Source organism: Natronococcus sp. CG52, from assembly GCF_023913515.1.
GTDB classification, from domain to species: domain Archaea; phylum Halobacteriota; class Halobacteria; order Halobacteriales; family Natrialbaceae; genus Natronococcus; species Natronococcus zhouii.
This window is the reverse complement of record NZ_CP099391.1, coordinates 246,186-264,989: the sequence shown is the minus strand read 5'-3', so window position 1 is coordinate 264,989 and position 18,804 is coordinate 246,186. Positions and strand designations below refer to the sequence as shown.

The following is an 18,804-nucleotide window of genomic DNA, read 5'->3' as shown; positions in this document are numbered from 1 at the left end:
ACGACCGGGTTATATGTAGTCGATGCTCGGCGGCAGCTCGAGCTTCATGCCCTTGCGCTCGCGGATCTCCATGATCTTCTCGCGCTGGAGCGAATCGGACATGACCTCGAAGCCGGCGTTCTCCGTGTTCCAGGAGGCACGACCCTCGGTCGCGGAGCGGATGTCGCTCGCGAAGCCGATCATCTCGCCGACGGGTGCGATACCCTCGACGACCATGAGGTCGCCTTCCTGGTACATGTCGTCGACGCGGCCACGACGACCCTGGATCTCGCCGGAGGCGGCGCCCATGTGGTCGTTGGGAACGTCGATACGGACGTCCTGCATCGGCTCGAGCATCTTGATCTGGCCGTCGATCAGCGCCTTGTGGAGCGCGTTTCGAGTTGCCGGGATGACCTGTGCCGGACCGCGGTGGATGGTGTCCTCGTGGAGCCTGGCGTCGTGCAGCCGGATGAGCGTCCCCTGAACCGGCTCGTTTGCGAGCGGACCGTTGTTGAGGGCGTCCTCGAATCCCTCGATCACGAGTTCCATCGTCTCGTTCAGGTGCTGGATACCCTTCGTGTCGTCGATGAGGATGTTCGTCCCGTGGATGTGCTCGACTTCCTGGGAGTCGTCTTTCTCCATGCCGGCGTTCTGCAGGGCTTCACGGCGCTCCTGTTCGGGCATATCCATCGAGGCCTCGCCGAGCTGGATCGTCTCGACGAGTTCGTTCGACATCGGCTCGATGGAGACGTAGAAGCGGTTGTGACGGTTCGGTGAGATGCCTTCGATCTCGTCGCTCGCTTGCTGGGGCTGCTCGCGGTAGACGACGATCGGTTCGCCGGTGTTGACCGGAATCCCCTGGTTCTTCTCCATCCGCTGGGTGATGACCTCGAGGTGAAGCTCACCCTGCCCGGAGATGAGGTGCTCGCCGGTGTCCTCGTTGATCTCGATCTGGATCGTCGGGTCCTCCTTGGAGAACTGCCGGAGCGCCTCGATGAGCTTCGGCAGGTCGTCCATGCTCTTGGCCTCGACGGACTTGGTGATGACCGGCTCGGAGATGTGCTCGATCGACTCGAACGGCGTCATCTCCGTACTCGAGACGGTCGAGCCGGCGATGGCGTCGCGAAGGCCGGTGACGGCAGCGATGTTGCCTGCCGGGACGTTTTCGACTTCCTCGCGCTCGCCACCCATGTAGATCCCGACGGACTGAACGCGGTTTTTACCCGCGGTGCCGGAGACGTACAGCTCCTGGCCCTTCTCGAGCGTACCCGAGAAGACACGACCGCTGGCGATTTCGCCCGCGTGGGGGTCCATCCCGATGTCGGTGACCATCAGGACGACCTCGCCGTCCTCGTCGACCAGACGCATCGACTCCGCGAGTTCGGACTCGTCGTCACCGCGCCAGATGCGCGGGATACGACGAGGCTGTGCGTCGACGGGGTTCGGGAAGTGCTCACAGACCATGTCGAGGACGACGTCCGACAGGGGCGTGCGCTCGTGGAGTTCCTGACGCTCGTCGTTGCGCTCGAGGTCCATGATCTCGCCGAAGTCCATGCCGGTCCGCTGCATCGACGGCATCGAGACGCCCCACTTGTAGAGTGCGGATCCGAAACCGACGGTTCCGTCCTCGACGGAGACCGTCCAGTCCTCGATGTCGTCCATCTCCTCGGTCATACCGCGGATCAGTTCGTTGACGTCGTGGATTACCGAGAGCAGGCGTTCCTGCATCTCCTCGGGACCCTCCTGCAGTTCGGAGATCAGGCGGTCGACCTTGTTGATGAACAGGGTCGGCTTGACGCCCTCGCGGAGCGCCTGACGCAGGACGGTCTCGGTCTGGGGCATCGCTCCCTCGACGGCGTCGACGACGACCAGCGCACCGTCGACGGCACGCATCGCGCGGGTCACGTCGCCACCGAAGTCGACGTGGCCCGGCGTGTCGATGAGGTTAATGAGGTGGTTCGTTCCCTCGTACTCGTGGGTCATCGAAACGTTTGCCGCGTCGATGGTGATCCCACGTTCCTGTTCGTCCTCCTCCGTGTCCATCGCGAGCTGCTCGCCGGCAGTCTCGTCGGAGATCATGCCGGCACCAGCGAGGAGGTTGTCAGAAAGGGTCGTTTTACCGTGGTCGACGTGAGCGGCGATGGCGATGTTCCGGATGTTCTCCGGTTTGTCCATCAGCCGTTCACACTCTTGAACGATCTTCTTGCGTCGGCCCATATATCCCCCAATACCGGTAGCGGGGTCAAAAGGGTAGTGTTTCGTCGTCGGCAGAATTCGACGTATATCCCGGTTTGGGCCGTGAATATCCAATTTGCGTAAGTGAATGGCACACACTGATTCGCGGTGAGAGCACAGGGTTCGGCGGGAAAATCACTGCCTGCGAAACCGAGCGTAAGAGCCATACAGTCACAAGTCGTGAGACTGGTACGCATGGATCTCCGCGTGAACGGATCGGGTCCCACCGCACCCTTTCTCAGCGCACGTGGTCTGTTCGAGACCGAGTACGACCTCTCGTTGCCGGTTTACGTCCAGTTGCGCGACGACCCTGACGTCCGGACCTGGGCCGGTCACTACGACGACCGACACGTCCTGAACATCTCACGACAGGCCGCCTCGAGCGCGATGGCCCGCGAACTCGCCCTCCACGAACTCGCCCACATGGCTCGCTACGAGCAGGAACACCCCTCACACACGCAGTCCACCGAGGAGGTGCTCTACCTCGCGCTGGCCGGAAAGAGCGTCGAGCGGCGACAGCTCTCGCACTGCTACCAGATCGCGAACCACATGAAGGACATCTACGCCGACGACATCACGCTCGCGGTCGGTCCCGGTGAGAAACTCCTCTCGTTTTTCGAGTCGAGCCTCGCAGCGGCAGTCGCGGACCGACCCGAGAGTCCACTCCGACCGGGGTTCGAACGGCTCTCCGCGAGCGCTGATCCCGAGATTACGGCCGTCAACGCAGCCTTCGCGCTGGCGCTTGCGGAGCGACACGAACTCGTCGACGACGATCACCGACTGTACGACCTCGCACACGCGGCCGCGATGGACGCCCCGCATATCGAGTTCGAAGGGTTCAAACGCCGCTTTCGGGAACTCGCTCGCGACCCCGACTCGAGCAGTTACCGACAGGTGCTCGTGGAGGCGACGCGCTCCTACGTCGGCGGAAGCGGCCCCGCAGCGGATTGATCGACGAAGAGAATATCCTCCGTCCCGTGTCCCTCCTGCGGGTCCCCACCCGAACGTTTAATGTTTTACACTACATAGCTCTGGAACATAGTAGAGATGTTCTCGGAGACCGGCCGTCGAGGCGGACCAGACGACGCATTCATCGAAGAACTGTCGCGGCTGAAACGCCAGGGAGCAAGCGTCCTCGTCGTCGGGTCCACTCGAGCCAGCCAGCAGACGGAAACCTGCCGGCGTCTTCTCGGACACGCTATCGAACGCCCGCGGCGGCGGGTTCTGGTGTCGACGACCGGAAAAACGCGTGACGTCTTTGACGTCGTAAGCGAACACACACCGGACAGACTCAGCGTCATCACCCACGACGTACAGACCCGTAGTGCCGCCGCAGCCGATTCGTCCTCGATCTCGTCGATCCCCGAGACACCGACCAGCACCGACTCACTCGTCGACCTCGGAGTCGCGATTTCGAGCGCGATCGAGAGCCTCGAGACCGTCGCCGACGGATTCGAGCCCTCGGAGCTTCGAATCGGTGTCGACTCGCTGGTCCCGCTGCTCGAGGAGTACGGCCGGGAGCAAGTCTTTCGCTTTATCCACCTGACCAACGGCCGAACGAGGGATGCAGATGGAATGATTCACTACCACTTGCCGGTCGAGCGAGACGCGGATATCGTTCCGATTCTCTCGCCGCTGTTCGACGTCATCGTCGAGTTACGGGAGCGAAATGGCGTCTGTCAGGAGCGGTGGTCACTCAAGAACGGCACGCTGTGTTCGGGATGGATTTCGACGACGCGGGTGTGAAGCGACTACGTTCGTATGTCCGATGATGATCCGCGACGGGTGTCAAACACCCCTAGAGGCGGAATACTGACGAGCTATCTCAGCAGATGAAACCGACATTCGAGCCGACGGAGAACGGTCTGGAGATTATCGATCGAATCGAGCGGCATCGCTATCAGCTCACGACGCACGAGCCAGTTTCACCGGAGCCCGTCGGCTGTGATCAGATTCAGTATCCTGTCGACGCGGCAGTCAAGATAACGACTAATAGGATCACACTTCCGACAAACCATTATATTTATGTTCGTAATAGGGATGGTTCGATGATCGTGGAGGTCAGACCTGACCAACAAACGTCTTTGCCGAAAGGAGAATACATTCTTGATCTTTCCGGCCCATTAAAATTATACGCTCAGGTTCATGGTTCTGTTCAAATATACTCGGACCCTCAACGAACTCATATAATATTTGGAAAATCTTCTCCAGTGATTATCGGTGCCCGGTCCTACCACACGCGACCTGCGCGAACAATTACGACAACATCCAATCCTGAGGACATTATGCAGGTGGTTTCAATGTTTGGATCAGCACTCAAAACGACGACACCTGATCGATCCTTTCCTACTCTCCGTGGGCATCCGCCAGCCATCGAAAAAGGGGATGAACTCGTCATTCCTGAAGGACTAAAGAAACCGAAAACAGGTATTCAGTTCGAAGTTCCACCCACTCTTCAGCACATATTCGTCATTATGCCACTTGCATACTATTTCGGAGCGGAAGTTGTATCCGGTTCCGAACCCCAACTTACAACCGATACAGGATATAGTTACGCGCTTGATGGAGAGGATGGATTCGAATCCACCGTCAACCGTATCCTTAAACACACATTCTTCCTTGATTGTGTTGTTCGTACAGAAGGGATTTCGCCGCTGCCACTCCATAAACGAAGTACAATCAAATCAATTCTCGAATTTGATATAGAATCCGCATATGAGAAATCAATTAGTGAACAACTTGAGATCTATCTTGGAGTTCCATTCTCCACTATAGAACCACACCTTCCAGACTGGCGGCTTGAAATACAACTCGAACCAAAATCAGATTACGTTGAATTTCTCCCATTTCTTGCTAACTATCTCCCAGTTATTAATATTCAAGAGGATAATAAGAAAAATTTTCCAGAATATGAAGATCAAGTACAAGCAATCTCAGAATTTATGCGGAATGACTTCACTAGAGAAATGACTTCTGTTCGAAGTAACGATTCAATCCCTGAGCAGACTGATGAGCCAATATCGCTATCAGTCAAACAACTATGGACTGGTGAGAATACACCAGAAATCATCAGCACAACTCCTCTCTCCGCCTTTCAGAATAGTATCGGTAGAAATCCGCGAGAAGATCCAATCGAGATCAAGGTAATTTGTAATGATTTGGAAATGCGTGAGGAACTTGAATCGGTGGACGATGCCTATGGAAATCGTGAGGAACTTCCATTTGACGTCGTACTCCACCACAATATAACAACTAGTGAATTCAAAGACATATTATCGAATGAGAGTGACTTTTTACATTATATTGGCCATATTGACAAAAGTGGGTTTCAGTGTTCAGATGGGAGATTAGATGCATCAACGGTGGAAAAGTCAAATATAAAAGCGTTTTTGCTTAATGCTTGCCAGTCACATGACCAAGGATTACATCTGATTGAGGCAGGAAGTATTGGCGGTATCGTAACACTCGGTAATGTCATTAATAGCGGCGCAGTCAGAATTGGGAGTACAATTGCCCAATTACTGAATCAAGGTTTTCCACTCTACGGTGCATTGGACATCGCTCAAAATGAAAGCATCGTAAGTCAGCAATATCTAATGGTTGGCGATGGACGAACAACTATTGCACAATCGGAGACAGCTGTACCAAATGCTTGTCTGATAAAAAAGGGAATGGGGGAGATGTTAGCCGAAATTAAAACCTACGATTCCATACGAGCAGAAAGAGGCACGTTATTCACACCATATTTAGATCCGATCGATTCCTATTATATAGTACCTGGAAAAACCGAACAGATACCTGTACAAAGATCTCATCTCGAGGAGTTTTTTGATAAAGGCAGATTCCCTGTAGTGATTGATGGTTCTGTGCGTTGGAGCAATAACTTAGAGAATGATGATCTGATATAATTCAGGGCCCTGCGTGGGCACCACCATTTGCTGCGACAGTTCCGGCCTGTGAAATGGCCAGAAGAATTGTGAACAGAACGCCGATCATTCGTGGGTGCTTCTTCAGGTACTGCGTTAGGTCGGTCATGGTACATGCAGACTATGGTTCCGGTTTGTAATAAACTTATTTTAATATAATTTAGAGTGGATAGATAGATCTATACTATATCCCAAGTGGAAAAATCATCCAGATATAATTTACTGATATTTCTTATGGCAGATGTTGTACTGAGAAATAAAGCGGAGGGCATTATTTCTATCGGTGATTGTCGATCAGAGGAGAGTACGACTAACAATTAACCATGGACGGCAGCGTACAGTAAATTTAATTTGAGAAATCTACAGAGTATACATCAATCACTTAACGGACAAGCACCAGCGGAGGCACTAAACTAGACAGACTTGTACCAGTTTGATACACAAAAACAGTCATAATCACATTAAAGAGGAAAGGACACTATCGCTAAAATGAAGTTGATATTCGAGCCAACACAGCACGGCTTAGAGATTATTGATCCAGTCGAACGGCACCGATATTCGCTCACTGCACAGAAAAAAGTGATACCGGAAGCTACAGCAGACGATCAAATTCCATATCCAGTTGATGAAGCAGTCGAAATAGAGGTCAATAAACTTTCGTTCTTTACGAAGAATACAATCTACATTTATGATAGCGACGGATCATTAGTAGCAAAAATAGAACCGAACGAGCGGATGTCCTTGCCAGAGAATGAGTATGTTCTTGATTTGTCTGGTCCGATGAAAGTGTATGCATATGTTAAGAGTTCGATAGACGTGTATTCAGACACCAGACAAACATATATCGATCTATCCAATCCCACAAGTGCGATTCTCGGTGCGCGCTCACACCATACACGGCCAGCAGGAACAATCACAACGACGTCAGAACCAACTGATGTAATGAGAGCCGTCTCGACATTTGGATCAGCGTTGAAGACGATGAAACCTGAGCGGTCCTATCCAACACTTCGTGGCCATCCACCTGCTCTTGAAATTGGCAACGAACTAGATATACCTTCAAAATTCGAACGATCCGAGACCGGCATCCATATCGAGATTCCGCCATCACTGAGTCAAATATTCACCATTACGCCACTGGCGTACTATCTTGGGGCAAAGATTGTGCCGAGTTCGAGTCCACAACTACTCCTCGAGTCGGACGATTCTTTCGAATTAGATGGTAAAGAAGGACTTGAGAGTACAGTTGAACGAGTACTCAAGAAAATATTCTTTCTCGATTGTGTCGTTCGAAGCGAAGGAACGTTGCCAAGTTCAATTCAAGAACGGGATTCGGTTGAGTCAGCGCTTGAATTCGACATTAAGACAGTATACGAACAACCGTTGGCCAAACAACTTCAGGCCTATCTTGACGTTCCGTTCGCAGTTGTGGAACCATATCTACCTGACTGGCGTGAATCACGGCTAACGTCAAGTGAAGAGATGATTCCGTTCCTGCCATTTATTTCCGGTCATCTGACGACCGTCAAAACTGATAAAACAGAAGTGAACCTGGCAGACGATAGTGAAAATCCTGTAACTCAACAATATACACGAAGCGAGAGTAGTCGCGAAACAAGTAATATGAATACAGCCAACCCGCCGATAATTGAGCAACTGTGGAAAGACAAAGACTCGACAGAGACCACAACTAAAACCCCCTTATCAGCGTTTTACAACAGCATCTCTCGAACGCCACGAAAGGGACCAATAGAAATAAAGGTAATTTGTAATGATAGGGACATGTTCGGAGAGCTTGTAGCGATATACGGGACCTATGGAGACCGAGAAGAACTTCCATTTGAGGTCACAGTCTACCACGAACTTACGAAAAACGAACTCAAGGAAGTCTTCAGTCGCCCAAGCGACTTCGTACACTACATTGGCCATATAGAAGACGGTGGCTTCCAATGCGAAAACGGAGAACTAAACGCATGGACTCTTGAAACGGTAGGAACGAAGGCGTTTCTACTTAATGCGTGTCAATCATATAACCAAGGACTTGCTCTCGTGGAGGCCGGTAGTACTGGTGGGATCGTAACACTTGAAGATATCGACAATAGAGACGCGATTTCCGTTGGGAGTATGATTGCTCGGTTGCTGAACCAAGGATTTCCGCTCTACGGTGCAATCGATGTTGCGCGAGAAAAAAGTAACGCTGGAGAGCAGTATCAGATCGTCGGAAACGGGAAAACAACAGTAGCGCAATACAAATCTGGATGCCCAGTATACTGTATTATCGAACGGGAAGGAAATCTAAATCATGTTAAATTCAACATATATAGCGAATTTGGAATGGAATTAGGAAGTATATATCGGCCGTATATGGAATCGGTCAGTTCCCATCGTCTGGTTCCAAAAGAGATCGGTCCAGTTACAGCGTCAAAACCTGAAATCGTAGAATTTCTCGAAATGGGTGCAGTACCTGTACTCTTAAACGGAACAGTTAAAATGAGTAATGACATTAGTCTTCGCGAACTGTAAGGTCATAGAATAGCAGATCGTGTGGATGCCGAAGAGAGCTATTACTACACTCAGAGAAAAAAGACGAAACCGCGTTAGCGTGCAGCAGCCGCGACGCGCTCTTTCTCTTCCTTCTGGCTGACCGCGTACGTCTGAACGTCGTAGTTTGCCGCGCCGACGAGCTGGTTCGCGATAGCCTCTGCGGTGGGCGTCGGCGTCTTGAACGAGGCGCTCTGGACGCCATCCGCGAGGAACTTCAGGGCCTGGTCGACTCGTCGCTGTGGGGCGACGTCGACGGCCTTCGGGACCGAAATCCCACCGTACTTCAGGCGGACGGTCTCCTCTCGAGGTGCGGAGTTCTCGACAGCCGTTACGAGCACCTGCACCGGGTTCTCCTCGGTACGTTCGTGGATGAGTTCGAACGCTTCACGGACGTGATTGAGCGACTGCTGTTTCTTGCCCGTGTTCTCCTCGGTCTGCATGAGGCGGTTGATGAAGCGCTCGACGATCGAGATCTGGGACTTCTTGAACTGCTTGCTGGCGTGACGGCCAGCGGTGTGTGCGACCGGAGTCACCGTGATGTATCGTTCGGTGGACGGGTCGTTGTACTCGATTTCGCCGATCTCCCACGTTCCGAACAGCTTCGCGGAGACGTCTGCGCCGCCAGCAGGAGCGTCAGGGTCTGGTTGGTCTTCAGCAGCCATCGTTATCGCACCGGTTTCTCTGCGTTTCCGCGAACGAGTTCGATCAGCGAGACACCGTTGACCTTCTCGACCTTGTAGTTGACACCCGAGAGGTCACCCATCGCACGACCCTTCGCCCCACCGATACCGGCGATGGTAACTTCGTCGTGCTCGTCGATGAACGAGATCGCACCGTCACCGGGACAGAACGCGGTGACCTGCTTCCCGTTCTTGATCAGCTGCACTCGGACGCACTTTCGAATTGCCGAGTTGGGCTGCTTCGCTTCGATGCCGACCTTTTCGAGTACGATACCTCGAGCCTGTGGGGCCCCCTCGAGGGGGTCGGACTTCTCCCGAAGTCCACGGGCGCGGCGCGCGTAGTCCGAGTCGGACCACCGCTGGTTCTGGCGGTCCTTCTTGAGCTTGCGCGCGGCGTACTTGCCGTTTGCCATGTGCCTCGCTATCCGTCGGAGCCACTTAAGCGTCCCTGTTTGGAGCGGGCGTTACGCCACGAGAGCGCTCGAGGAGGTACAATGAAGAATTCTCAGGCCGTTTCGTCGCTCGAGGAATCCTCTCGGCGAGTGTGCCGATTACTGGGACGATAAGGGACGAATACGCCGGAGAGATCGGTGAACCCGTACCGATCGGTTCAGCAACGGAAGGGAGCAGCGAAAATCAGGTTAACTGGATGTCGTCGACGTCGAAGTGCCGATCGGCGAGCGTTCGTGCGGCGTCGACCGTCCGGCCGTTCGTCCCGATCGCGACGCCGCGGTCCTCGTCGGCGACTTCGACGTAAGCGACGGTGTCGTCGTTCTCGCTGATCGTGACGTTGTACACCGCCGCCGGAGCGAGCGCATTCGCGACGAACGTCTCGGCGTCGTCGGCGTCTTCGACGAGTCGGACCGGCGCCTCGACTTGATCCTCGAACCGCTGGACGGTCTGTCCGCCAGGACCGATCGCATCCCCCATCTGATCGCTCGCGACGACGAGAATCAGGCGGCCGTCGCTATCGCCGTCCGCTTCGTCGACGATACAGTCCTGGCCGGCCACACCCGTTACCTCCTCGAACAGCGCGAGGTACTGACGGGCGTCGTCATCGAGGGTAACCGCCATCGATCAGTCGGCCTGACCGCCGCCGGAGCCCGGACTCGTCGATCCCATCCGCAGATCGACGTCACCGGTACCGAGCTTGATCGGTTTGCCGACGATCACGTTCTCCGTGACGCCGTCGAGATCGTCGACTTCGCCGTGGATAGCCGCGTTGAGCAGGTGGTTAACCGTCACCTCGAACGCTGCGCGGGCGAGGACGGACTGCTTCGAGCCCGAGATACCGTGGCGACCGATCGACTCGATCTCGCCACGATTCGTCATCATGTCCGCGACCAGCATGAGGTGGCGGACGTTGACGTCGTCGAGACCCTGCTCGGCCAGCGTGTTGTTCGTCTCCTCGATGATCGCTTCGCGAGCGGCCTCGATCCCGAGGTTACGATGGATCTCGTGGATGTTGTTACACGTCGATCGGGAGGCGTCGACGCCCTCGATCTCGAGAGCGTCACCGAAGGACGAACCCTCGGTGTAGAGGACGAACTCCTCGTTGCCGTCGTCCATCTCCTCGCGACGGATGACGACGCGGGAGATGTCTTCGATACCCTTGAACGTGATGTCGCGCAGTTCCTCGACCAGCTGCAGCAGGTCCCGGTAGGACGGCTCCTCCGGACCGAACTCGATCTGGGCGCCCTGCTGGTTGGCCTTCACACCGAGGTTGTCCTCGATGATCTCTGCGACCTCCTCGGGCGTGATCATCCGCTCCTCGAGCGTGTCCTGGTTGAGCGAGATCTGGACCCGCATGTCCGCGACGTTCGTGGAGACGTCACCCAGCGCGAGGATCTTGGTCGCCTCGATCTTCCAGACGACCTCGTGGGCTTTCTCGCGCTCGGTGGCGTACTCGTCCTCGAGGTAGACCGTCATCATCGGCGTGTCCGGAGTCTTCCGGGCGTCGACCAGTTCGATCAGCCGCGGCAGCCCCTGGGTCACGTCGATCTCGGCGACTCCCGCGTAGTGGAACGTGTTCATCGTCAGCTGCGTTCCGGGTTCGCCGATCGACTGCGCCGAGACGGTGCCGACGGGGTCGAGCGGATCGACCCGCGTATCGAGGTACCGAGCCTCGACGGCCTTGGCCAGTTCGTCGGCGTCGTCGGCGGTGGCATCGCCACGGCCCTCGAGTGTCTCGTAGACTTCGTCTTTGAGCCGCCGAGGGAGGGCGGTGTCCTCGACGACAGCAATCGTGTCGTCGTCGACGGCGTAGGCGACCTCAGTCATCGGAGGTCACCTCCGTACCCTCGGTGAGTCGAGTATCGGCGTATTCGGAGAGGTTCGTCGGCTCCGCCTTCGTTCCGAAGAACTCCTCTCGCTCCGCTTCGGAGGCGAACTCGGAGTCGAGGACACGATCCGCGATATGCTCGACGTCGATATCGTTGTCATCGCTGGAAGAGACTTTGACCGGCGAGGTACCGTCCTCGCCGAACTCGAACTGGACGATAGTGTCCGAGGTGTCCCGGACGGTCCCGTCGTACTGGGTTTCCAGTTCGGAGAGCGCGTTGATCAGGCGGCGCTGGAGATAGCCGGACTTCGACGTTCGGACTGCGGTGTCGACCAGCCCCTCGCGGCCACCCATCGCGTGGAAGAAGAACTCCCGCGGGGTGAGGCCGCTGGTGTACGAGTTCTCGACGAAGCCGTGTGCTTCCGCAGAGAGGTCGTTCGGCTTGTAGTGACTGAGCGTCCGATCCTCGTAGCCGCGGTTGATCCGCTCTCCGCGAACTGCCTGCTGGCCGACACAGCCGGCCATCTGGGTCAGGTTCAGCATCGAACCACGGGCACCCGACTCGGCCATGACGACCGCCGGGTTATCTCCCGAGAAGTGCTCTTCGGCGATGTTCCCGGCGTTGTCACGAGCCCGCGAGAGCGTCTGCATGATCTTCATCTCGAGGGTCTCGTCGATCGTTCGGCCCGGCAGCGATTCGAGTTCGCCCCGCTCGTAGGCCTCGATGAGTTCCTCGACGCGGTCGTTGGCGTCCGTAATGGTCTCGTCGATGCGAGCCTGTGCTTCCTCCGGGATAGTCTCGTCGTCGATACCGATCGAGAACCCGAAGTGCATGATCGCCCGCATCGCGAGCGTCGAAACCTCGTTGATGAAGATCCGGGCACGCGTGTTGCCGTAGGCCTTCGTAATCGTGTCGACGATCTCGCCGCCGAACTCGCCGACCTCGTCCTCGGCGATCGTCCCTTCGAGGAGTTGGCCGTCCTCGACGACGACGTCCTCGCCGACGGTGCCGATGAACTCGAGATCCAGGTCGTCGGGCAGCAGTTCCGAGAAGACGTCGTAGCCGGTCCAGAACGGCTTGCCCTCGTCGTCGACGCCGCTCGGCTCGGGCAGTTCGTCGATCCGGGTCGCTCGGAGCAGGTCGAGTGCCTGCGTCTCGTTGAACCGCGGGTTGTCGTGGGTCAGGAGGTACATCCCCGAGATGTGGTCCTGGATCGCGCCGATGATGTTCTCACCGAAGCGCGGACTCAGGATCTGTTCCTGTACCCGCATGAGCACGCGCGCTTCCGCACGGGCCTCCTCGTTCTGAAGGGCGTGCATGTTCATCTCGTCGCCGTCGAAGTCGGCGTTGTACGGCGGACAGACGACGGTGTTGAGACGGAACGTCTTGTACGGCATGACCACGACCTCGTGGGCCATGATCGACATCCGGTGCAGCGACGGCTGGCGGTTGAAGATGACGATGTCGCCGTCGACGAGGTGTCGGTTAACCTCCCAGCCGGCCTTGACCTTCTCTGCGAGCTGTTCGCAGTTCTTCTCGGTCACCTTCAGCCGGCGGCCGTCCGGACGCCGGACGTAGTTCGCGCCGGGGTGGCCCTCGGGTCCGTTCGAGACGTAGCGGCGAGCCTCCTCGACGTTGCGTTCGGTGACGTTCATCGTCTGGGTCATCTCCGTCGCGACGCGGTCCGGAACGCCGACCTCGTTCAGCGAGAGCGTCGGGTCCGGCGAGATGACGGTACGCGCAGAGAAGTTCACGCGCTTCCCGGACAGCGAACCTCGGAACCTCCCCTCCTTGCCCTTCAGGCGCTGGGAGAGGGTCTTGAGCGGTCGACCCGAGCGGTGACGGGCCGGCGGCGTTCCCGATATCTCGTTGTCCATGAACGTCGTGACGTGGTACTGCAGCAGTTCCCAGAGGTCCTCGATGATCAGCTGTGGCGCACCGGCCTCGCGGTTCTCCATGAACCGCTGGTTGATCCGGATGATGTCGACCAGCTTGTGGGTGAGGTCGTCCTCACTCCGCTGACCGTTGTCGAGCGTGATCGACGGTCGCGCGGTGACCGGCGGGACGGGGAGGACCGTCAGAATCATCCACTCCGGCCGGGAGCGCTCGGGATCGATCCCGAGCACTTCGATGTCCTCGTCCGGGATGTTCTCGAACCAGTCCCGGATGTCGCTCGGCATCAGCTTGTTCGTGTCCTCCTCGGTGAGGTCGATGTCGAGTGCCTTCTCGATGGCCTTGCGCTGGTTCTCGCGCGGTCGGAACGAGCCCGAGAGGATCTCGTTGACCCGCGAGAGTTCGATCTCGGTCTTCTCGGCGAGTTCGTCCGGCGTCGTTCGCTCGACGCCGGCCTCCTCGTCGCCCTGCATCGCGCCGGCGATCCGCTGGGAGTACTCGCTCGTGAGGACCTGCTGGACCTCGTAGTAGGTCGTCGGCTTCTCGTGGTCGATGTCGTACTGAACCTCGCCGCAGAACGGACACCGGTCCTTCTTCCGGGCCTGTCGAATGGCGGCTTTCGTGACGTCGTTCAGGTCGCGACCCAGCTTGCGCGATTCCGTGATCTGGTCGTGGAACTCCCCGCGCTCGTCCTCCGTCAGCAGGAGCCGCGAGCACTCGCGACAGGTCCCACGCAGGAGTCGACGAATGAGCTTCGTGAAGCCGACGTGGATGACGGGTGCGGCCAGTTCGATGTGGCCGAAGTGGCCGTTACACGAACCCGAGTGCTTTCCGCAGGTCTTACACTCGAGGCCGGGGTCGATGACACCGAGACGCGGGTCCATCAGTCCCATGTCGATGGGGAAGCCGTCGTCGTCGTAGGTGTCGGCCGTGATGATCTTCGTCGCGCTCATCTCCCGGTACTCCTCGGGCTCCATGAGCCCGAAGTTGATTGATCCGATATCTTTTGGTGTGCTGTTTTGCATGGTGGTGGGTTAGACGGCGTCCTCCAGTTCCAGTCGCGGCGCGATACCCAGAGCCTTCATCTCGTCGAGCAGGAGCTTGAACGCGTAGCTCATCTCGATCTCGTGGATGTCCGTCTCCTCGTCGCAGTTCGGACAGTAGACACGCCGCTGTTCGACGTTCTCGACCGCGCTCATTCCACACTGTCCACAGATGTGGATGTACTCGCGGTCGGACTCGTCGAGGAGCCGTTCCTTCAGCGTCATCGCGGCGCCGTGACCGATGAAGACGTCGCGTTCCATCTCACCGATACGGAGCCCACCCTCGCGGGCCCGACCTTCGGTGGGCTGGCGGGTCAGCACCTGCACCGGTCCGCGCGAGCGGGCGTGCAGCTTGTTCGAGACCATGTGGTAGAGCTTCTGGTAGAAGATGATCCCGACGAAAATCTCCGCCTCGATCTTCTCGCCGGTGATGCCGGAGTACATGGTCTCCTTGCCGGCCGAGTTGAAGCCGGACTCCTCGAGTCCCCCGCGAAGTTCGGACTCGTCCTCGCCGAGGAACGGCGTTCCGTCGACGCGGCGACCCTCCATCGCACCGAGTTTGCCGCCGATCATCTCGAGAATGTGTCCGACGGTCATCCGCGACGGCAGCGCGTGCGGGTTGAGGACGAGGTCGGGAACGACCCCCTCCTCGGTGAAGGGCATGTCCTCCTGTGGTGCGAGGTGGCCGACGACACCCTTCTGTCCGTGTCGGGACGCGAACTTGTCCCCGAGTTCGGGGATCCGTTCGTCGCGCACGGAGACCTTCGAGAGCTTCGAGCCGTCCTCGCCCTCCATCAGGGTGACGGTGTCGACGACGCCCGACTCGCCCGAGCGCATGGTGACGGAGGTCTCGCGGCGCTTCTGCGGCGAGAGACCGCCCATGTCGTCGGGCTCTTCGAGGAATCGCGGCGGACTCGTCTTCCCGAGCAGAACGGAGTTCTCGTCGACCGTCGTCTCGGGGTTGACGAGACCGTCCTCGTCCAGGTGCGTGTAGGCTTCTTCTCCGCGGGCCCCGCGAACGTCCTGGCTCGGAATCTCGAAGCGGTCCTCCTGGCCGCCCGGATACCGACGCTCCTCGCCCTCGTAGGTTCGGAAGAAGTGCGAGCGGGCGAGCGCGCGTTCGACGCTGGCCTTGTTCATGACCAGCGCGTCCTCGATGTTGAACCCCTCGTAGCTCATCACGGCGACGACGAAGTTCTGGGCGGCGGGCCGGTCGTCGAAGCCGATCTGCTCGGTCGTCTGGGTCTTCACCATCGAGAGCTGCGGGTAGTGCAGCAGGTGCTGGCGCGTGTCCGGTCGGATCCGGTAGTTCGCGCTCGGCAGTCCGAGCGACTGCTTGATCATCCCTGCTCCCATCGTAATACGCGGCGAGGCGTTGTGTTCGGGGTACGGAATCATCCCCGCACCGATCCCGAAGATCAGCGACGGGTCGATCTCGAGGTGGGTGTGGTCCTCGTCTAAGTCGTCCTCGTCGACGGCGACGTAGATGTCCTCTTCCTCTTCGGCGTCGATGAACTCGATGTAGCCGTGATCGACGAGGTCCTCGAACTCGAGGTCGTCGTCCTGGAGCGCTTCGATCTCCTGCTCTGAAATGCGCGGTTCGCCGTCCTCGACGACGAGGAGCGGACGGCGAGCGCGGCCCGCGTCGGCGTTGACGATCACTTCGCGGGTCCGGTCCTTGACCGAGACGTTGACCATCTCGCTGACGTCGCCGATGCGTCGCGCTTCGCGTATCTGTTCGGCCAGTTCGTGCGGATCGGGATGGGTCCCCACCAGCGACCCGTTGACGTACACCTTGGCTTCTCGTTGTTGGCTGCTCATGGTTGATTAGTCATCTGCAGTCGATCGCTCGATACCCTCGAGGCCGGGAATGCCCTCGACCCCCATCGATGCCAGCTCCCGTTTGAGTCCCTGTTCGTCCTCGACGTTCTGGGAGAGCTCCATCGCCTGCGCGAAGTTCTTCACCAGCCCACAGTTCGGACCCTCCGGCGTTTCGGAGGGACAGATGCGACCCCACTGGGTCGCGTGCAGGTCTCGCGCCTCGAAGTGCGGCTGCGAGCGCGAGAGCGGGCTGCGAAGCCGGCGCAGGTGTGAGAGCACACCCATGAAGTCCGTCCGGTCGACGAGCTGGGAGACGCCGGAGCGGCCGCCGACCCAGTTCCCCGTTGCGATCGGGTGCTCGAGGCGTTCGGTGAGGACGTCGGAGCGGACGACGGTGTTCACCGACAGGTTGCGGTTGCGCATGTTCGCACGCTCGAGCTGGTACTTCACGTCCCGGGCCAGCTTGTTCAGCGCGGTCCGGAACAGGTCCTTCATCAGGTCACCCGAGACCTTCAGCCGCTTGTTGGCGTAGTGGTCCTTGTCGTCGGCCTCGCGACGTCCCAGCGCGAGTTCGAAACAGGCCTCGGCCATCCGGCAAAGGTAGTGAGCCTTGTTGATCCGGACGTCCTCCTCCTCGACGCCCTCCTCGTGGAGGTGCGGCAGGAGATAGCGGTCGATAACGTAGTTGGCCCGCTTGAGCTGGTAGTTCTTGCCCTGCCCGGAGGCGACGCGCTTCCCGAGCTCCTCGATGGCCTCCTCCTCGGTCTGAACCTCGGCTTCCTCGAGGTTCTCGAGCATGTACTTGACGACCTCGGGATCGTTCGAGACCTTGTGGACGATCTCCTCGTCGCTCTCGAGTCCGAGCGCACGGACGAGCGTGACGAAGTTGATCGAGCCCGAAACCGAGGGGAACGAAACCTCGAGCAGCCCGTCCCGGGTCCGTTCACAGAGCACGAGCGCGCGGTAGCCGCGGCGTTGGCTGAACGTCTTGGCGACCTGAATCTCGTCGCCGTACTTCGTGTCGTACTCCGCGAGGATCTTGTTGGGTGCGAGGTCCTCGCTGGTCATCAGCACGCGCTCGGAGCCGTTGACGATGAAGTAGCCGCCGGGGTCGGCGGGGTCCTCGCCGATCTCGATCAGTTCCTCGTCGGAGAAGCCGGCGATATTACACTTGTCGGAGCCGACCATGATCGGCATCCGGCCGATCTTCGTCTCCGTGGAGTCGACGACACGCTCGTCGCCCTCCTCGCCCTTGACGATGGACATCTCCATGAAGACCGGCGCGGAGTAAGTGATGTTCCGGAGGCGCGCCTCCTGCGGGTAGAGGAGCTCTTCGGAGCCGTCGGCCTCCCGAACGCGGGGCGTGACGACGCGCACGTCGCCCAGTTCGACGTAGACCGGTTCTTCGCCCTCCTTGTCGCCGATGTCGGTGTCGATCGTCTCCTTCTCGTAGACGACCTCCTGCATCCCCCGGTTGAGGAAGGCGTTGAACGAGCGGTAGTGGTGTTCGGCGAGCCGTTCCCTCGAGAAGTATTCGCGCGAAATGTCTCGTCGTTTGTCTCGATTAAGTTCCATTGCCATTTATTCCACCACGAGTCGGTATACCACGGCCTGGTCGGTCGTTCGTGAGTTGCGGACGATCTTGATGACGTCGCCGACCTCCGCATCGTCCGGCAGCGCGGAGTCGTTACGCTTGATTTTGGGCAGGTCTGTACGGTCAATATCGTACTCGGAGAGGACCTCCTCGAGGACGTCATCCTCGAGAACGGTGTGCTCCGGAACGAGTTCGTGTTGGCTTACGTCTACCATGTGTTGGTGTGGGCTATCGGGAGAGAAGCGGCTGTCACGAGATACTACAGGCATGTAGCGGCGGGACGCATTTAACCGTTACTAACTCGACTCAGAAGCGTGGCTAACCGGCCTGGCGAACCTGACCGGGACTGTCTGTCACAACTACGCGTAGCCCGTTCTGGGTTATATTCCTTGTGGGTCGTGTGAGTTGGTGACACGAGTAATCGGTCCTCACGGGTACTCGAGTCGCTCGAGTATCGGGTCGACCTACCACACGTCGTCCGATTGGAAAGCCTTAATACTATCACCGGGAAACGATATATTGCGTCGAAAGACGGTGCAAGCATGCCCGGGTGGTGTAGTGGCCCATCATACAACCCTGTCACGGTTGTGACGCGGGTTCAAATCCCGCCTCGGGCGCTTTCTCGTACTTTCGACCTTCGGCCCGGGTGGTGTAGTGGCCCATCATACAACCCTGTCACGGTTGTGACGCGGGTTCAAATCCCGCCTCGGGCGCTTTCTCGAAATTCAACGTCGCGAGCAACCAGCTTGCTGTGTTGCGAGCATCCGAATTTCGAAAAACGCAAACAAGGGATTTGAATCAGGGAGC

General features: G+C 57.9%; 14 protein-coding genes and 2 tRNA genes. 6 read left to right on the top strand and 10 right to left on the bottom strand.

Translation table 11 applies throughout. The features are described 5' to 3' along the window. Positions 1-9: 9 nt before the first annotated feature. Positions 10-2,196, bottom strand: coding sequence for an elongation factor EF-2 (locus NED97_RS01320; protein ID WP_252488941.1), 2,187 nt, complete (start codon positions 2,194-2,196; stop codon positions 10-12). 213 nt (positions 2,197-2,409) lie between these two features. On the opposite strand from NED97_RS01320, the gene NED97_RS01315 reads away from it, so the two are divergent. From NED97_RS01315 to NED97_RS01305, 3 genes are all read left to right on the top strand, one after another. Then, positions 2,410-3,165: a DUF5781 family protein gene (locus NED97_RS01315; RefSeq protein ID WP_252488940.1), complete on the top strand. Its 756-nt coding sequence runs from the start codon at positions 2,410-2,412 to the stop codon at positions 3,163-3,165. A gap of 96 nt (positions 3,166-3,261) precedes the next feature. Then, a complete protein-coding gene (locus NED97_RS01310; protein WP_252488939.1) occupies positions 3,262-3,960 on the top strand; it encodes a DUF7504 family protein in 699 nt (232 codons plus the stop codon). 302 nt (positions 3,961-4,262) lie between these two features. Continuing rightward, the gene (locus NED97_RS01305) at positions 4,263-6,122 is read left to right on the top strand and encodes a CHAT domain-containing protein (RefSeq protein WP_345781216.1); all 1,860 of its coding nucleotides are present in this window, start codon (positions 4,263-4,265) and stop codon (positions 6,120-6,122) included. Between the two features lies 1 nt (position 6,123). Here NED97_RS01305 and NED97_RS23425 read toward each other — a convergent pair whose 3' ends face one another. Then, on the bottom strand, positions 6,124-6,210 hold the full coding sequence (locus NED97_RS23425) for a DUF7503 family protein (RefSeq protein WP_455429878.1): 87 nt from the start codon (positions 6,208-6,210) through the stop codon (positions 6,124-6,126). A 419-nt stretch (positions 6,211-6,629) separates the two neighbouring features. Between NED97_RS23425 and NED97_RS01300 the strand changes: the two genes are divergently transcribed. After that, complete coding sequence (locus NED97_RS01300) at positions 6,630-8,663, top strand: hypothetical protein (RefSeq protein ID WP_252488937.1); 2,034 nt, start codon at positions 6,630-6,632, stop codon at positions 8,661-8,663. 74 nt (positions 8,664-8,737) lie between these two features. Here the strand turns inward: NED97_RS01300 and NED97_RS01295 are convergent, their stop codons facing one another. The 8 genes from NED97_RS01295 to NED97_RS01260 form a co-directional block, all read right to left on the bottom strand. Then, a complete protein-coding gene (locus tag NED97_RS01295) occupies positions 8,738-9,346 on the bottom strand; it encodes a 30S ribosomal protein S7 (RefSeq protein WP_252488936.1) in 609 nt (202 codons plus the stop codon). Between the two features lie 2 nt (positions 9,347-9,348). After that, positions 9,349-9,777: a 30S ribosomal protein S12 gene (locus NED97_RS01290; RefSeq protein ID WP_005554545.1), complete on the bottom strand. Its 429-nt coding sequence runs from the start codon at positions 9,775-9,777 to the stop codon at positions 9,349-9,351. Positions 9,778-10,000: 223 nt separating this feature from the next. Continuing rightward, a complete protein-coding gene (locus NED97_RS01285) occupies positions 10,001-10,438 on the bottom strand; it encodes a NusA-like transcription termination signal-binding factor (protein WP_252488935.1) in 438 nt (145 codons plus the stop codon). A gap of 3 nt (positions 10,439-10,441) precedes the next feature. Next, positions 10,442-11,644, bottom strand: a complete 1,203-nt coding sequence (gene rpoA2 / locus NED97_RS01280) for a DNA-directed RNA polymerase subunit A'' (RefSeq protein WP_252488934.1) — start codon at positions 11,642-11,644, stop codon at positions 10,442-10,444. Continuing rightward, positions 11,637-14,564 (bottom strand): DNA-directed RNA polymerase subunit A', encoded by a 2,928-nt coding sequence (locus NED97_RS01275; protein ID WP_252488933.1) that lies wholly within the window; start codon positions 14,562-14,564, stop codon positions 11,637-11,639. The genes rpoA2 and NED97_RS01275 overlap by 8 nt, the downstream gene beginning before the upstream one ends. 9 nt (positions 14,565-14,573) lie before the next feature. After that, positions 14,574-16,403 carry a DNA-directed RNA polymerase subunit B gene (gene rpoB / locus NED97_RS01270; RefSeq protein WP_252488932.1) on the bottom strand — a complete coding sequence of 610 codons (1,830 nt, stop codon included), beginning with the start codon at positions 16,401-16,403 and terminating at the stop codon, positions 14,574-14,576. A 6-nt stretch (positions 16,404-16,409) separates the two neighbouring features. Continuing rightward, complete coding sequence (locus NED97_RS01265; protein WP_252488931.1) at positions 16,410-17,984, bottom strand: DNA-directed RNA polymerase subunit B''; 1,575 nt, start codon at positions 17,982-17,984, stop codon at positions 16,410-16,412. Continuing rightward, positions 17,985-18,212: a DNA-directed RNA polymerase subunit H gene (locus NED97_RS01260; protein ID WP_252488930.1), complete on the bottom strand. Its 228-nt coding sequence runs from the start codon at positions 18,210-18,212 to the stop codon at positions 17,985-17,987. A 329-nt stretch (positions 18,213-18,541) separates the two neighbouring features. Between NED97_RS01260 and NED97_RS01255 the strand changes: the two genes are divergently transcribed. Both NED97_RS01255 and NED97_RS01250 read left to right on the top strand, forming a co-directional pair. Next, a tRNA-Asp gene (locus NED97_RS01255) sits at positions 18,542-18,614 on the top strand. A gap of 23 nt (positions 18,615-18,637) precedes the next feature. Then, a tRNA-Asp gene (locus NED97_RS01250) sits at positions 18,638-18,710 on the top strand. The last annotated feature ends 94 nt before the right edge of the window (positions 18,711-18,804 follow it).